Source organism: Pseudomonas sp. p106, from assembly GCF_003936645.1.
In the GTDB taxonomy this organism is placed as follows: domain Bacteria; phylum Pseudomonadota; class Gammaproteobacteria; order Pseudomonadales; family Pseudomonadaceae; genus Aquipseudomonas; species Aquipseudomonas putida_E.
In genome coordinates, this window is the sequence record NZ_RHQR01000005.1 from 219,376 (window position 1) to 235,929 (window position 16,554).

Annotated in this window: 12 protein-coding genes; 11 read left to right on the forward strand and 1 reads right to left on the reverse strand. The window is 62.2% G+C overall.

Going from position 1 to position 16,554, the window contains the following annotated elements; all coding sequences use genetic code 11:
• Positions 1 to 20 precede the first annotated feature (20 nt).
• The 11 genes from pilM (at position 21) to EGJ09_RS08980 (ending at position 15,108) form a co-directional block, all read left to right on the forward strand.
• Positions 21 to 869, forward strand: coding sequence for a type IV pilus biogenesis protein PilM (pilM, locus tag EGJ09_RS08930; RefSeq protein ID WP_125923643.1), 849 nt, complete (start codon positions 21 to 23; stop codon positions 867 to 869).
• The gene (locus EGJ09_RS08935; RefSeq protein ID WP_119688133.1) at positions 869 to 1,405 is read left to right on the forward strand and encodes a PilN domain-containing protein; all 537 of its coding nucleotides are present in this window, start codon (positions 869 to 871) and stop codon (positions 1,403 to 1,405) included. The genes pilM and EGJ09_RS08935 overlap by 1 nt, the downstream gene beginning before the upstream one ends.
• Positions 1,402 to 2,418 carry a pilus assembly protein PilP gene (locus tag EGJ09_RS08940; RefSeq protein WP_125923644.1) on the forward strand — a complete coding sequence of 339 codons (1,017 nt, stop codon included), beginning with the start codon at positions 1,402 to 1,404 and terminating at the stop codon, positions 2,416 to 2,418. Before EGJ09_RS08935 ends, EGJ09_RS08940 begins: the two co-directional genes overlap by 4 nt.
• Positions 2,342 to 3,610, forward strand: a complete 1,269-nt coding sequence (locus EGJ09_RS08945) for a type IV pilus secretin PilQ (RefSeq protein ID WP_125923645.1) — start codon at positions 2,342 to 2,344, stop codon at positions 3,608 to 3,610. The genes EGJ09_RS08940 and EGJ09_RS08945 overlap by 77 nt, the downstream gene beginning before the upstream one ends.
• Before the next feature lie 4 nt (positions 3,611 to 3,614).
• Positions 3,615 to 4,133 (forward strand): shikimate kinase AroK, encoded by a 519-nt coding sequence (aroK, locus tag EGJ09_RS08950; RefSeq protein ID WP_039602073.1) that lies wholly within the window; start codon positions 3,615 to 3,617, stop codon positions 4,131 to 4,133.
• Positions 4,134 to 4,227: 94 nt separating this feature from the next.
• Positions 4,228 to 5,325, forward strand: coding sequence for a 3-dehydroquinate synthase (gene aroB / locus EGJ09_RS08955; protein WP_125923646.1), 1,098 nt, complete (start codon positions 4,228 to 4,230; stop codon positions 5,323 to 5,325).
• Between the two features lie 15 nt (positions 5,326 to 5,340).
• Positions 5,341 to 6,924: an SPOR domain-containing protein gene (locus EGJ09_RS08960; protein ID WP_125923647.1), complete on the forward strand. Its 1,584-nt coding sequence runs from the start codon at positions 5,341 to 5,343 to the stop codon at positions 6,922 to 6,924.
• A 373-nt stretch (positions 6,925 to 7,297) separates the two neighbouring features.
• Entirely contained in the window at positions 7,298 to 11,743 is a 4,446-nt protein-coding gene (gltB, locus tag EGJ09_RS08965) for a glutamate synthase large subunit (RefSeq protein ID WP_125923648.1), read from the forward strand.
• Between the two features lie 123 nt (positions 11,744 to 11,866).
• On the forward strand, positions 11,867 to 13,285 hold the full coding sequence (locus EGJ09_RS08970; protein WP_115273377.1) for an FAD-dependent oxidoreductase: 1,419 nt from the start codon (positions 11,867 to 11,869) through the stop codon (positions 13,283 to 13,285).
• A 151-nt stretch (positions 13,286 to 13,436) separates the two neighbouring features.
• The gene (gene hemE, locus EGJ09_RS08975) at positions 13,437 to 14,501 is read left to right on the forward strand and encodes a uroporphyrinogen decarboxylase (protein WP_115273378.1); all 1,065 of its coding nucleotides are present in this window, start codon (positions 13,437 to 13,439) and stop codon (positions 14,499 to 14,501) included.
• 259 nt (positions 14,502 to 14,760) lie between these two features.
• Positions 14,761 to 15,108 (forward strand): YgiW/YdeI family stress tolerance OB fold protein, encoded by a 348-nt coding sequence (locus EGJ09_RS08980; protein WP_115273379.1) that lies wholly within the window; start codon positions 14,761 to 14,763, stop codon positions 15,106 to 15,108.
• 118 nt (positions 15,109 to 15,226) lie between these two features.
• Here EGJ09_RS08980 and EGJ09_RS08985 read toward each other — a convergent pair whose 3' ends face one another.
• Entirely contained in the window at positions 15,227 to 16,471 is a 1,245-nt protein-coding gene (locus tag EGJ09_RS08985) for an MFS transporter (protein ID WP_125923649.1), read from the reverse strand.
• Between the last annotated feature and the right edge of the window lie 83 nt (positions 16,472 to 16,554).

Consider the following 16,554-nt stretch of genomic DNA (forward strand, 5'->3'; position numbering starts at 1 on the left):
GCTGACACAAAGGAGCAGCGATGCTTGGACGCATTGGCAAGGATGCCGGTTCACTGTTGGGGGTTGAAATTGCCGTCGATTCGGTTCGGCTTGTACAACTGCAACGCAGAAAAGGGCGCTGTGAGCGTCTTGCCTGGGAGGTTGAGCGATTCGAGCCCGCAGGTGCTGCTGATTGGTGGCAAGTGCCTGATCGCGTCGTGGCGGCGCTGCGTAGCGCTTGTCGGCGCAGTGGCAGTCGCCAGCGCCGGGTCGCAGTGGCCCTGGCTGCCTCGCAGGTAATCTGCAAGTTGTGCCAGCTACCGGCAGACCAGCCAGTAGCCGAAATGGAGGCGCAACTTCTGGCTGATGCGGACAGGTTGTTTCCTTTCCCGCTGGAAGACCTGGTGATGGACTTCCAGGTGTTGGGGGCTTCATGTGGGCAGGCTGGCGCGCGTGATGTTCTGGTGGTGGCCTGCCGGCAGACCTTGCTGCAGTCGTTGGAAGCGATTTTCGATGACGCTGGGTTGCTGCTGGAAGTCGTCGAGGTCGACAGCATCGCCTTGCGGCGAATGATGCCGCAACCGGGTGCAGACGGCTGCGCGCTGCTGCGCCTTGAGCCCGGCAGCGCTACGCTGCATTGCTGGTCACAGGGTGTATTGCCGCAGCGGCGCGAAGTGCCCCTGGGCCGGCTGGCCGAACTGTTTGTCGATGACCTGCAGGTGCAAGACCTGCTTCTGGCTGGGAGCCTGCAGCTTGAGCAAGGTCGGCTCGGTGATTTGATTGACCGGTTGGAAGTGCCTTATCGGGCGTTGCCCCAGGTGGCTGGCCTTGCATGTCACGACGACAACATGGCATTGGCGTCTGCCCTGGCGCTGGGAGCTTTGCGCTGATGCTGCGTATCAATCTTTTGCCCTGGCGCGAACAGCAACGCTTGGCGGCGCTTCGCCGTTTTCAGCTCATGCTGATTGGCAGCGTGGTGCTGGCACTCTGTGTTGTGTTGTTGATGGACCAGCTGGCGCGCCAGCGGGCGCAGCATCAGGCCGCTGCCAACCTGGGGCGCCAGGCCGCGATCGCGGGGCTCAATAGGCAGCTGGAGCAGCTTGACGTCATTCAGCAGGCTCTCGACGCAGCAAGGGCCCAAACCGCCTCGCTGGACGCTTTGTTTGCGGACCGAGGGCTTCTCACGGCGCTGTTCAGCGATCTGGAGCGGGCATTGCCCGAGGGCGTTCAGGTTGTCGAACTGAAGGTCGAGGGTGAGCGGTTGCACTTGGTTGGGCTGGCCGCTTCCAGCGCTGTGATAGCGCAATTGATGCGTGATCTCGGGCGCTCCGGGATATTGCTCGACCTGGAATTGAGGCGGATCAAGAGCTTGCCTGCTGGTGAAGAGTTTTTGCTGCTGGCGCGGATGTCGGACTCTTGGTCGTGAAGCTGCGCGTGCGTCTGGACTGGCAGGCGCTGGTAGCTCGCTCGCGCTTGTTCCGATGTGCCCTGCCGATAGCCGCGGCGTGCCTGGTGTTTGCGGTCGGCTGCCTGATTCGTTGGCCGGAATGGCGGCAACTGCAGCAGGCAGCGCAGGTAAACCAAAGGGCCCTTAACGACAAGCATCATGCCAAGGCCACCCAGGTGTTGGCGCATGTGCATGCACCGCAAGCGCTGAGTGAAGCCCAGCGGCACCTGCACGATATGCGATGGCGCCTGGCAGCCGGGGGCGAAATCAGCGATCTGCTCGATCAGTTGGCCGCGTCGGGGCATGTGCATGGGCTGCATTTCGAGCAACTTGAGGTACTGGATGAGCAGAAGAAGGCAGGTTTTGGACGAACGCCGCTGGATGTGCAGGTAGTTGGGCGTTACGCGGCGTTGCGACTTTGGCTCGATGAGTGGCTTGGGCAGGTTCGCCTGCTGCGTGTCGGCGACATGCATCTGGCCGATGCTCAAGGCAGGCCCGGCTTGCTGCGATTGAGGCTGCGGGTTGACGCCTTCCACGCCGATGGGCCGGTGGCAGAGCCGCAATCATTGGCCTGGATACCCGCCCGGGGTGAGGTCTTGCCAGCGGTTCTCGATCCGTTTTCGACGTGGTCGGGTCGCGTTGTCAGGCGAGGGCTCGCCTCTGTCCCGCTGGCTCAGCTGGAAATGGTCGGAAGCTTGTCCCGGGGCATGGAACATGAGGCTTTGCTGTCATCTGCCGGGAGGCTCTATCGCGTGCGTTCCGGTGACCGTCTGGGGCGCGATGGGGGGCTGGTGGAACGCGTGGATGAGCACCAGGTAACGGTGCGCGAGCGGTTGTTCGTGGGCGGCACTTGGCGCGAGCGCACGGCATTTCTGAGGCTCAGGCAGGGCGTGGACGGGGAGATCAGGGAAGATCATGAACAGGTTGATGAAGTGGGTGGTGGCGGCCTTGCTGCCGATGCCGTTGCTGGCGGCAACGCCTTATCGGGGTGAGCCGATTTCGCTGAACTTCCAGGACGTGGAAGTGCGCCTGGTGTTGCAGGTGCTGGCCGATTATGCCGGCATCAACCTGGTCGCCAGCGACACGGTGCAGGGCAGTATTACCTTGCGTCTGCAGGATGTTCCCTGGGATCAGGCTTTGGGGCTGGTGTTGCGCAGCAAGGGCCTGGCCCGGCGCGAAGAGGGCAAGGTGCTGTTGGTGGCGCCAGCGGCTGAGCTGGCCGAACAAGCCCTGGGCGCGCGTATAGGCTTGGAGCTGGACGCCCAATCGCAGCCGTTGCGCCGCGAGTTGCTGCCGATACACCACGCCGAGGCCTCAGAGCTTGCCGAATTGCTGCTGGCCACGCTGGCCGATGACGGCATTCTGACGGGGCGCGGTAGTTTGAATGTGGATGTGCGCACCAATACGCTGGTGGCGCACCAGCCTGAGGAGCGGCTTGCCGAGCTGCGCCAGTTGGTGGCGCAACTGGATGTGCCGGTACGGCAGGTAGAGATCGAGGCGCGCATCGTCGAGGCCAATGTCGATTACGAGAAAAGCCTTGGGGTGCGCTGGGGCCCGCGGCTCTACAGCGAAGCTGCTGTTTTGGGCAAGGACGTGTTTGTCGATCTTGGGGTGGAACGGGCCGGTTCCAGCATTGGCCTGGGGGTGTTGCGTGGGAGCGTGCTGCTGGACCTTGAACTCAGCGCCATGGAGAAGACCGGCAATGGTGAAATCATCTCCCAGCCCAAGGTGGTCACCGCCAATAAGGAAACCGCCCGCATCCTCAAAGGCACCGAAGTCCCTTACCAGGAGACCACGAAGAGTGGCGCTACCTCGGTTGCATTCCGCGAGGCTTCGCTGTCGTTGGAGGTCACTCCGCAGATTACGCCGGACGGCAAGGTGATCATGACGGTCAAGGTGACCAAGGACGAGCCTGATTTCGTCAATGCCTTGAACGATGTGCCGCCGATCCGCAAGAACGAGGTCAATGCCAAGGTACGGGTAGCTGACGGGGAAACCATCGTCATTGGCGGTGTGTATTCGACCACGCAAAACAATGTGGTCGACAAGGTGCCATTTTTCGGTGATCTGCCGTATGTTGGGCGGCTGTTTCGACGCGATGCATTACAAGAGAAAAAATCCGAGCTGCTGGTCTTCCTGACTCCGCGTATCATGAATGACCAGGCGATTGCTGTGAGTCGTTGATTCTGTGCGAAATTTGATACTTGTAGGGCCCATGGGCGCTGGAAAAAGCACCATCGGGCGCCTGTTGGCCAAAGAGCTGCGCCTGCTGTTCAAAGATTCCGACAAGGAAATCGAACTGAAAACAGGCGCCAACATCCCGTGGATCTTCGACAAAGAAGGCGAGCCGGGCTTCCGTGATCGTGAGCAGGCGATGATCGCCGAGCTCTGCGCGCTCGATGGCGTGGTCGTGGCGACCGGCGGCGGCGCGGTGATGCGCGAGGCCAACCGCCAGGCTCTGCACCATGGTGGCCGGGTGATCTACCTGCATGCCTCGGTGGAACAGCAGGTCGGGCGTACTGCGCGCGATCGCAATCGCCCTTTGCTGCGTACTGCCAATCCGGAGGCGACTTTGCGTAGCCTTCTTGAAGCACGCGATCCGCTCTACCGTGAGATCGCCGACATCGTGGTTGAAACCGACGAACGGCCCCCGCGCATGGTCGTACTGGATATTCTCGAGCGCTTGCAGCAGTTGCCGCCCCGGTAGGCCGGGACTATTCTCGGCCAGCGCCGAGGCGAGGTTCAACGTTACCGCGTGGGTCGCTCAGCCGACGCCGCGCCCAAGTACATTGTGGGGATACATGCAGACACTAAAGGTCGACCTGGGCGAGCGCAGCTACCCGATCTACATTGGCGAAGGCCTGCTTGAGCAGCCAGAACTGCTGGCGCCGCACATTGCCGGCCGGCAGGTTGCCATCGTTTCCAACGAGACCGTCGCGCCCCTGTATCTCGAACGTCTGAGCAAGACGCTGGGTGCCTATTCGGTGCTGCCAGTGATCCTCCCGGATGGCGAAGCCCACAAAAACTGGGAAACCCTGCAGTTGATTTTCGACGGCCTCCTCACGGCCCGGCACGACCGCCGCACCACGGTGGTGGCCCTCGGTGGTGGCGTTATCGGCGACATGGCCGGCTTCGCTGCGGCGTGCTATCAGCGCGGCGTCGATTTCATCCAGGTACCGACCACCCTGCTGTCCCAGGTCGACTCCTCTGTCGGCGGCAAGACCGGCATCAACCATCCGCTGGGCAAGAACATGGTGGGTGCGTTCTACCAGCCCAAAGCCGTGCTGATCGACACCACCACCCTCAACACCCTGCCCGAGCGCGAGCTGTCGGCGGGCCTGGCCGAAGTGATCAAGTACGGGCTGATCTGCGACAAGCCCTTCCTTGGTTGGCTCGAGGACAATATCAAGGCTTTGCGCGCCCTCGAGCCAGCGGCGCTGACCGAAGCGATCCAGCGCTCGTGTGCAGCCAAGGCAGCGGTGGTCGGGGCTGACGAACGTGAGTCTGGTGTGCGCGCAACGCTCAACCTGGGGCATACCTTCGGGCATGCCATCGAAACGCACATGGGCTACGGTGTCTGGTTGCACGGCGAAGCTGTGGCAGCGGGTACGGTGATGGCCCTGGAGATGTCGATGCGTCTGGGCTGGATCGATCAGTCCGAGCGCGATCGCGCAATCCGCCTGCTGCAGGATGCAGGTTTGCCGGTGGTGCCACCACAGGAAATGACCCCGGCGCATTTCATGGAGCATATGGCGGTCGACAAAAAGGTGATCGATGGGCGTTTGCGTCTGGTGCTCCTGCGCCAGATGGGCGAAGCCGTGGTTACCGACGACTATCCGAAAGAGATTCTTCAGGCCACGCTGTCGGCGGATTACCGCGCGATCGTGGCCCAGCTTTGAGGTTGTGACAGCGCAATGACCAGTTTGCATGCCGATGAGGCGTTTCTCGACCATTACCAGTTGAGCCACGATCCGTTCGCGCCGCGTGTGCCCGGCTTCAAGTTTTTCCCTGCCCAGCGCAAGCCTGTGCTCGGCCAACTGCACCACCTGGCCCGTTACAGCCAGCTGATGCTGGTGGTTACAGGCCCCGTCGGCAGCGGCAAGACGTTGTTGCGCCAGGCCTTGGTGGCCAGCACCAACAAGCAGTCGGTGCAGAGCGTCGTGGTATCGGCGCGCGGCGCCAGCGATGCCGCCAGCGTGCTGGGCCAAGTGGCCCAGGCGCTGGACGTGGCTCCAGCGGAAGTTCAGGCGATCCTCTCCAAGGTAGTACAGCTTGCCCTCACCGGGCAGGAAGTCTATTTACTGGTGGACGATGCGGAACAACTCGACGAGTCGGCACTCCAAGCGTTGCTGGAGCTGGCGGCAGGTGTCCCGGAGGGGCGCCCGCACGTGTTCCTGTTCGGCGAAGCGTCGCTGATCGCCGGGTTGGATGAGATCCATGTCGAGGAAGAGCGTTTCCACGTCATCGAACTCGCCCCCTACAGCGAGGAAGAGACCCGCGAGTACCTGGAGCAGCGCCTGGAAGGTGCAGGCCGGGGCATCGAGGTGTTCACCCATGAGCAGATCGTCGATATTCATGAACACTCCGACGGTTGGCCTGGCAACATCAACCAGGTCGCCCGCGATACCTTGATCGAAGCCATGATCGCCAGCCGTAGTACGGCGAAGCGACCAACCATGGGGTTCAAAATGCCTAAGAAACACGTGCTCGCGCTGTCCGCTGTCGTTGTAGTGGCCGTTGCTGCCGCGGTTCTCATGCCCAAGAAAAGCGACAAGGCGGCTACGGATGCGCCCGCAGCCCAAGCCCAATTGCCGCTGGGGGAAGCAAAGCCCGCTGACCCGGCCATCGAATTCTCAGGCTCGTCGCAGCCGATGCCACTGCCCCTGGTTGGCCAGTCGCAGCCGGTGATGCGCGAGCCGCTGGCGCAGGCCGCCGGCATGGGGGATGGTGAAGAAGGTGGCCCGGCGGACAGCACTGCGCTGCAGCCAGGCAATCCGCCAACGGTAACGACCATCGCACCACCGCAGGGTGAAGCTGCAGGCCCCGCACCGACCATGGCTCAGGCCACCACCAGTACGCCGCCGGCCCAGCCGGTTGCGCCTGCGCAGAAGCCGGTAGCAACCCAGCCGGCCAAGCCGGTTGCACCCGCCAGGCCCGCTCCGGCACCGACCCAGGTTGCCACTGCCAAACCTGCAACAGGCGGCAGCGGTAACAGCGGCTGGTACTCCGGTCAGAAGCCTGGCAATTATGTAGTGCAGATCCTTGGTACCAGCTCCGAAGCGTCGGCGCAGGCCTTCGTCAAGGCGCAGGGTGGCGACTATCGCTACTTCAAGAAAAGCCTGCAGGGCAAGCCGCTCTACGTGGTCACCTATGGTAGCTTCGCCAACCGCGATGCAGCGGTTGCGGCAATCAAGAACTTGCCAGCGAAGGTTCAGGCTGGTAAACCTTGGCCACGTACTGTCGCCAGCGTCCAACAAGAGCTGGCCACGGCCCGCTGATACCTTCCGGGCGGCACCACCCCGCCGCCCAGTTGCTGAGCGATAACTGACTTTCGTCTAGCCTGCTGCGCCCGAGCGCGGCAGGCTTTTCTGTCCCAGGCTGCCGGCCACAAGCCAATCTTGCAGTCATGGCTGAAACGCTTCAGACTCGAGCCAAGCCGCTATCACGGCGCATGGCGCAAAAACATTCAAAATTGCGACATAAATTTTCAATGGTGAGACATGAAAATTTGTGGGCATCGCTGTCGCTGTGCAACAATGGTTTTCCATGGCCACCGCAAAAAAGCTGGCATTTGATCGGCGTGGATGGTAAGTGGTTGTTAAAAAAGAGATTTGCCTCCGGTTGAGAGGTGAACCTGGTGAGAAAGTGTCTATGAAAACAGGTCTGTACCATCCCGAAGAATTCAAGGACAACTGTGGTTTTGGCCTGATCGCCCATATGACGGGCGAACCGAGCCACCACCTTCTGCAAACGGCCATGCAGGCCCTGACTTGCATGACCCACCGTGGCGGCATCAACGCCGACGGCAAGACCGGTGACGGTTGCGGTCTGCTCATGCAGAAACCCGATCAATTCCTGCGTGCCGTGGCCCAGGAGCACTTTGCCGTCGAGCTGCCCAAGCAGTACGCCGTTGGCATGGTGTTCTTCAATCAGGACCCGGTAAAAGCCGAAGCCGCTCGCGCCAACATGGATCGCGAAATCATCGCTGCCGGCCTGACCCTGGTTGGCTGGCGCAAAGTCCCGATCGACACCAGCGTGCTCGGCCGCCTGGCGCTGGAGCGCCTGCCGCAGATCGAACAGGTGTTCATCGGCGGTGAAGGCCTGAGCGATCAGGAATTCGCCATCAAGCTGTTCAGTGCCCGTCGCCGTTCGTCCGTGGCCAACGCCCACGACGCCGACCACTACATCTGCAGCTTCTCGCACAAGACCATCATCTACAAAGGCCTGATGATGCCGCGCGATCTCGCGGCCTTCTATCCCGACCTGGACGACGAGCGCCTGCAAACCGCGATCTGCGTGTTCCACCAGCGCTTCTCCACCAACACCCTGCCGAAATGGCCGCTGGCGCAGCCGTTCCGCTTCCTCGCCCACAATGGCGAGATCAACACCATCACCGGTAACCGCAACTGGGCGATGGCCCGTCGCACCAAGTTCGCCAACGACCAGATCCCCGACCTCGAAGAGCTCGGCCCGCTGGTCAACCGCGTAGGCTCCGACTCCTCGAGCATGGACAACATGCTGGAGCTGATGGTCACCGGCGGTATCGACCTGTTCCGCGGCGTGCGCATGCTGGTACCGCCAGCCTGGCAGAACGTCGAGACCATGGACGCCGACCTGCGCGCCTTCTACGAATACAACTCCATGCACATGGAGCCGTGGGACGGCCCGGCCGGCATCGTCATGACCGAGGGCCGTCATGCGGTCTGTCTGCTTGACCGCAACGGCCTGCGCCCGGCGCGCTGGGTGACCACCAAGAATGGCTATATCACCCTGGCGTCGGAAATCGGCGTGTGGGACTACAAGCCTGAAGATGTCATCGCCAAGGGCCGTGTCGGCCCAGGCCAGATCTTCGCGGTGGATACCGAGACCGGCCACATCCTCGACACCGATGCCATCGACAACCGCCTGAAGTCGCGCCACCCGTACAAGCGCTGGCTGCGTCAGCACGCCTTGCGCATCCAGGCGACGCTCTCCGACGACCAGGGCGCGGCCAGCTACGACGCTGACCAGCTCAAGCAGTACATGAAGATGTTCCAGGTCACTTTCGAAGAGCGTGACCAGGTACTGCGCCCACTCGGCGAGCAAGGCCAGGAAGCGGTCGGTTCGATGGGTGACGACACGCCAATGGCCGTGCTGTCGCAGCGCGTGCGTTCGCCTTACGACTTCTTCCGCCAGCAGTTCGCCCAGGTTACCAACCCGCCGATCGACCCGCTGCGCGAAGCGATCGTCATGTCGCTGGAGATCTGCCTGGGTGCCGAGCGCAACATCTTCCAGGAATCTCCTGAGCATGCCTCGCGGGTAATCCTCAGCTCCCCGGTCATCTCGCCCGCCAAGTGGCGTTCGTTGATGAACCTGGAACGCGAAGGCTTCGACCGTCAGCTGATCGACCTCAACTACGAGGAAGACATCGGCCTGGAAGCGGCCATCCGCAACATCGCCGATCAGGCTGAAGAAGCGGTGCGCGCGGGCAAGACCCAACTGGTGCTCAGCGACCGCTACATCGCCCCGGGCAAGCTGCCGGTGCACGCTTCGTTCGCCGTTGGCGCGGTCCACCACCGCCTGACGGAAAAAGGCCTGCGTTGCGACAGCAACATCCTGGTCGAAACCGCCACTGCCCGTGACCCGCACCACTTCGCCGTGCTGCTGGGCTTCGGCGCCTCTGCGGTGTACCCGTACCTGGCGTATGAAGTGCTGGCCGACCTGATCCGCACCGGCGAAGTGCTGGGCGACCTGGACGAGGTCTTCAAGTACTACCGCAAAGGCATCTCCAAGGGCCTGCTGAAGATCCTGTCGAAGATGGGCATCTCCACCATCGCCTCCTATCGTGGTGCTCAGCTGTTCGAGGCCGTAGGCCTGGCCGAAGAAGTGGTCGGCCTGAGTTTCAAAGGCGTGTCCAGCCGCATCAAGGGTGCGCGTTTCGTCGACCTCGAGGGCGACCAGAAGCTGCTCGCCGCTGAAGCCTGGAGCGCGCGCAAGCCGATCCAGCAGGGTGGCCTGCTCAAGTTCGTCCACGGTGGCGAGTACCACGCCTACAACCCGGATGTGGTCAATACCCTGCAGGCCGCCGTGCAGCAGGGCGACTACGCCAAGTTCAAGGAGTACACCACGCTGGTCGACCAGCGCCCAGTGTCGATGATCCGCGACCTGCTGAAAGTGAAGGTGGCCGACGAGGCCCTGCCGCTGGATCAGATCGAGCCGCTGGAGGCGATCCTCAAGCGCTTCGACTCCGCCGGTATCTCGCTGGGTGCGCTGTCGCCAGAGGCTCACGAAGCGCTGGCCGAGGCGATGAACCGCCTGGGCGCGCGCTCCAACTCCGGTGAGGGCGGTGAAGACCCCTCGCGCTATGGCACCATCCGCAGCTCCAAGATCAAGCAGGTGGCCACCGGCCGCTTCGGTGTGACCCCGGAATACCTGGTCAATGCCGAAGTGCTGCAGATCAAGGTTGCCCAGGGCGCCAAGCCGGGCGAGGGCGGCCAGTTGCCCGGCGGCAAGGTCAACGGCCTGATCGCCAAGCTGCGCTATGCGGTACCGGGCGTGACCCTGATCTCGCCGCCACCGCACCACGATATCTACTCGATCGAAGACCTGGCCCAGCTGATCTATGACCTCAAGCAGGTCAACCCCCAGGCCCTGGTATCGGTCAAGCTGGTGGCAGAGGCGGGCGTTGGCACCATCGCCGCCGGCGTGGCCAAGGCCTATGCCGACCTGATCACCATCTCCGGTTATGACGGTGGTACCGGCGCTTCGCCGCTGACCTCCATCAAGTACGCCGGTGCCCCGTGGGAGCTTGGCTTGGCCGAAACCCACCAGACCCTGCGCGGCAACGACCTGCGCGGCAAGGTACGGGTACAGACCGACGGCGGCCTGAAAACCGGCCTGGATGTGATCAAGGCCGCCATCCTCGGCGCCGAAAGCTTTGGCTTCGGTACCGCACCGATGATCGCCCTGGGCTGCAAGTACCTGCGCATCTGCCACCTGAACAACTGCGCCACTGGCGTGGCCACGCAGAACGACAAGCTGCGCAAGGACCACTACATCGGCACCGTCGACATGGTGATCAACTTCTTCACCTTCGTCGCCGAGGAGACTCGCGAGTGGCTGGCCAAGCTGGGTGTGCGTAGCCTGGGCGAGCTGATCGGCCGCACCGACCTGCTCGACGTGCTGCCAGGCGATACCGAGCGCCAGCACTACCTGGACCTGTCGCCGCTGTTGGGCAGCTCGCACATCCCGGCTGACAAGCCGCAGTTCTGCGAAGTCGACAAGAACCCGCCGTTCGACAAGGGCGAGCTGGCCGAGAAAATGGTCGAAATGGCCCTGCCGGCCATTCGCGATCAGGCCGGTGGCGAGTTCGCGCTCGACATCTGCAACTGTGACCGCTCCATTGGTGCGCGCATCTCCGGCGAAATCGCCAAGCTGCACGGCAACCAGGGCATGGCCGCAGCGCCGATCACCTTCCGCTTCAAGGGAACTGCGGGCCAGAGCTTCGGCGTGTGGAACGCCGGTGGTCTGAACCTGTACCTGGAAGGTGACGCCAACGACTACGTTGGCAAAGGCATGACCGGTGGCAAGGTCACCATCGTGCCGCCAGCCGGCAGCCCGTTCGAAACCCAGCACAGCGCCATCGTCGGCAACACCTGCCTGTACGGCGCCACGGGCGGCAAGCTGTTCGCCGCCGGCACCGCGGGCGAGCGCTTCGCTGTGCGTAACTCCGGCGCCCATGCTGTTGTCGAGGGTACTGGCGATCACTGCTGTGAATACATGACCGGTGGCTTTGTCTGCGTTCTGGGCAAGACCGGTTACAACTTCGGCTCTGGCATGACTGGCGGCTTCGCCTACGTGCTCGACATGGACAACAGCTTCGTCGACAAGCTCAACCACGAGCTGGTGGAAATCCAGCGTATCAGTGGTGAAGCGATGGAAGCCTACCGTAGCCACCTGGCGCGGGTCCTTGGCGAATATGTGGAAGAAACCGGCAGCGAGTGGGGGCGTGAGCTCTCGGAGAACCTGGACGACTACGTGCGGCGCTTCTGGCTGGTCAAGCCGAAGGCGGCCAACCTCAAGCAACTGCTGTCCAGCACCCGTGCCAACCCGCAGTAAAAACAGCTGCAAGTGGCAAGCCTCAAGCTGCGAGTAATAGCAGCTCGAGGTTTGCCCGGCTTAAGTGATCGTCTTGCGGCTTGCAGCTTGTAGCTTGCAGCTGCTGTTAAGAGGTTTTGAAAAATGGCTGAACGTCTGAGTAACGACTTCCAGTTCATCGAAGTGGGCCGCAAGGACCCGAAGAAAAAACTGCTGCGCCAACGCAAGAAGGAGTTCGTGGAAATCTACGAGCCTTTCAAGCCCCAGCAGTCCGTAGAGCAGGCACACCGCTGCCTGGGCTGCGGTAACCCGTATTGCGAGTGGAAGTGCCCGGTGCACAACTTCATCCCGAACTGGTTGAAGCTGGTCTCCGAAGGCAACATCCTGGCTGCGGCGGAACTCTCGCACCAGACCAACACCCTGCCGGAAGTCTGCGGCCGTGTGTGCCCGCAGGACCGCCTGTGCGAGGGTGCCTGCACCCTGAACGATGGCTTCGGCGCGGTGACCATCGGTTCGGTCGAGAAATACATCACCGACACCGCCTTCGCCATGGGTTGGCGCCCGGACATGTCCAAGGTCAAACCGACCGGCAAGCGCGTTGCCATCATCGGTGCTGGCCCGGCAGGCCTGGGCTGTGCCGACGTGCTGGTGCGCGCCGGGGTTACCCCGGTGGTGTTCGACAAGAACCCGGAAATCGGCGGCTTGCTGACCTTCGGCATCCCTGAGTTCAAGCTGGAAAAGACCGTGCTGAGCAATCGTCGCGAAGTCTTTACCGGCATGGGTATCGAGTTCCGCCTGAACACCGAAGTGGGCACCGACATCACCATGGAACAGCTGCTCGCCGAGTACGACGCCGTGTTCATGGGCATGGGTACCTACACCTACATGAAAGGCGGCTTCCCGGGCGAGGACCTGCCGGGCGTGCATGACGCGCTGGACTTCCTGATCGCCAACGTCAACCGCAACCTGGGCTTCGAGAAGTCGCCGCAAGACTTCGTCGACATGCAGGGCAAGAAGGTCGTGGTGCTGGGCGGTGGCGACACCGCAATGGACTGCAACCGCACCTCGATCCGCCAGGGCGCCAAGGCGGTGACCTGTGCCTACCGTCGTGACGAAGCCAACATGCCGGGCTCGCGCAAAGAGGTGAAGAACGCCAAGGAAGAAGGCGTGAAATTCCTCTACAACCGTCAGCCGATCGCCATTGTCGGTGAAGACAAGGTCGAAGGCGTGAAGGTGGTCGAGACCCGTCTTGGCGAGCCGGATGCCCGTGGCCGTCGCAGCCCTGAGCCAATCCCGGGTTCCGAAGAAATCCTCCCGGCGGACGCCGTGGTGATCGCTTTCGGCTTCCGCCCAAGCCCGGCACCTTGGTTCGAGCAGCATGGCATCCAGATGGACAGCCAAGGCCGCGTGGTGGCCCCGGAGAAAGGCAAGTTCAAGCACCAGACCAGCAACCCGAAAATCTTTGCCGGTGGCGATATGGTGCGCGGTTCGGACCTGGTGGTGACCGCCATCTTCGAAGGTCGTACCGCTGCCGAAGGTATCCTGGATTACCTCGAAGTCTGATGTGACCGATGGGGCCGCACAGCGGCCTCATCGCTTTTTGTATACAAAATTGCTTGATCCACGGCACCCAATAGACAAAACGCATGGTCTCAACCGTGCCTTTTGCGCTGGCGTCTGAGAAAATGCCCGCACTTTTTTGCCGGATGCCGACATGACTGCCCTGAAGAACGATCGTTTCCTGCGTGCACTGCTCAAGCAACCCGTAGACGTCACCCCTGTATGGATGATGCGCCAGGCCGGCCGTTACCTGCCGGAATACCGCGCCAGCCGCGCCAAGGCCGGTGACTTCATGAGCCTGTGCATGAACCCGCAGTTCGCCTGCGAGGTCACCCTGCAGCCGCTGGAGCGCTACCCGCTTGACGCAGCGATCCTGTTCTCGGACATCCTCACCATTCCCGATGCCATGGGCCTGGGCCTGTACTTCGAGACCGGCGAAGGTCCGCGTTTCAAGAAGGTCATCAGCACCCCGGCCGACATCGAAGCCCTGCCAATCCCTGATCCGCAGAAAGACCTCGGCTACGTGATGGATGCCGTCAGTACCATTCGGCGCGAGCTCAACGGCCGTGTGCCGCTGATCGGTTTCTCCGGCAGCCCGTGGACCTTGGCCACCTACATGGTCGAAGGTGGTTCGTCCAAAGACTTCCGCAAGACCAAGGCGATGGCCTACGACAACCCGCAGGCCCTGCACCTGCTGCTGGACAAGCTGGCACAGTCGGTCACCAGCTACCTCAACGGGCAGATCCTGGCCGGCGCCCAAGCCGTGCAGATCTTCGACACCTGGGGCGGCAACCTGTCGGCGGCGGCGTATCAGGAGTTCTCCCTGGCCTACATGCGCAAGATCGTCAGCGGCCTGATCCGTGAGCACGATGGGCGCAAGGTGCCGGTAATCCTGTTCACCAAGAACGGCGGCCTGTGGCTGGAAAGCATCGCCGAAGCCGGCGCTGATGCCCTGGGCCTGGACTGGACCTGCGAGATCGGCGACGCCCGCCGCCGCGTTGGCGACAAGGTTGCCCTGCAAGGCAACATGGACCCGACCGTGCTGTACGCCAAGCCTGAGGCCATTCGCAACGAAGTGGCACGGATCCTGGCGAGCTATGGCAAGGGTACCGGCCACGTGTTCAACCTGGGTCACGGCATTACGCCGGAGGTCGACCCGGAGCATGCGGGTGTGTTCATCAACGCCGTGCATGAGCTGTCGGCGCAGTATCACCAGTGATCTGAATGGCAGTCAGTCAAGCGATTTGGGGCCGCTTTGCGGCCCATCGCCGGCAAGCCGGCTCCCACAGGTACGGCGCACAGCTCAACAACTGCGCGGGCCTTGTAGGAGCCGGCTTGCCGGCGATGGTCTGCGTAGCAGACCTGATCACGCTAACTGACTGGCACTAGCCTGCAGGCCGGTTTTTGTTGCATTAAGTTTTAATTCAGCGATCGTCGTTAATCTGGTCCCATCGAAACCGAAACAGGACCCGACCCTCATGAAAGCTCGTTACTTCGCTCTGATTCTCGCCCCCTTGTTCAGTACCGCTGCCTTGGCCGCCGGCTATACCGGCCCGGGCGCCCAGTCGGTGACTACCGTCGCTGCTGCCAATGACGCAGCCGATGACACCCCCGTGGTGCTGCAGGGTTATGTCACCAAGAAGATCAACAACGACGACAAGTACGAATTCAAGGACAACACCGGCACCATCACCGTTGAGATCGACGATGAAGACCTGCCGCCGACGCCGTTCAACGACAAGACCAAGGTCAAGCTGACCGGCGAGGTGGAAAAGCACCTGATGAGCCGTGAAGTGGATGTGGATATTGTCGAGATCGTGAACTGATCTGAAGCCCCAATCGCCGGCAAGCCGGCCCCCACAGGTAAACCACTGTATTCAAGGGCAGTGGGATACCTGTGGGGGCCGGCTTGCCGGCGATTGGGCTGCACAGAGCAGCCCTGTTTCAGGCAGCCTTGGGCGCCAGCTTGCTAAGGTGCAACGCCACCAGCAACGCCACCGCCAGGAGGCTGCCGATGAACAGCCCGATGCCACTCCAGCCCCATTGGTGCCAGAACACCCCGCCTGCCGTCCCCGCCACACTCGACCCCGCGTAATAGCAGAACAGGTACAGCGAAGACGCCTGGCCCTTGGCCTTCAGCGCTCGGCGGCCGATCCAGCTGCTGGCCACCGAATGCGCTCCGAAGAAGCCGAAGGTAAAGATCAGCATCCCGACGATAATCATCGCCAGTGGGTTGGCCAATGTCATCAACAGCCCGCCCGCCATGACCAGAATGCTCGCCCAGAACACCCGGCGGCGCCCCAGTTTATCTGCCAGCGCACCCACTTGTGCCGAGCTGTAGATACCCGACAGATAGACCACCGAGAGCAAACCGACCAGCGCCTGGTTCATGTGATACGGCTCGGCGAGCAGCCGATAGCCTATGTAGTTGAACAGAGTGACGAATGCGCCCATCAACAGGAAGGCTTCGAGGAACAGCCAGGGCAGACCCGCGTCCTTGAAGTGCATGACGAAGCCATCTAGCAGGCTGCGCGGTTTGAGCGTCTGCGCCCTGAAATTGCGCGATTCGGGCAGCACCTTCCAGAACACCAGCGCTGCGATCAGGGCCAAACCACCGATGGTCAGCATTGCCGTGTGCCAGCTGACGAAGTCGATCAGCACGCCTGTGATCAGCCGACCGCTCATGCCGCCGATGGCATTGCCACCGATATACAAGCCCATGGCCAGGCCGATGTGCTGCGGGTGGATTTCTTCACTCAGGTAGGTCATCGCCACAGCTGCCAGGCCGCTCAGCGACAGGCCGACCAGCGCCCGCGTGGCGAGTACGCCTTCCCAGGTCGGCATCACTGCGCTGACCATGGTCGATAACGCGGCGCAGAGCAGCGCAAAAACCATCACCGGCTTGCGCCCGATGCGGTCGGAAATCGGCCCGGTGATCAGCAGGCCGAACGCCAGCATGCCGGTCGACACCGACAGTACCAGGCTGCTCTGCGCGGCATTGATCGAAAACTCCTGCGACAGCAGCGGCATCATCGGCTGCACGCAATACAGCAGGGCGAAGGTCGCGAAGCCGCCGCTGAACAGGGCCAATACGGTCTTCATGAAGGCAGGGGTGCCTTTCTCGATCCAGATTTCGTTCAGCGGGGCAGGCTCGGGGTCGGCAGGAAGGGGGGCTACAGCAGTTTTCACGGGCGGGTACCTCTGGCGCAATGGAAAAAGCATATAGCTGCCTAATGATTAGATCCAATATATTGTTCGACCTATTTAAGACG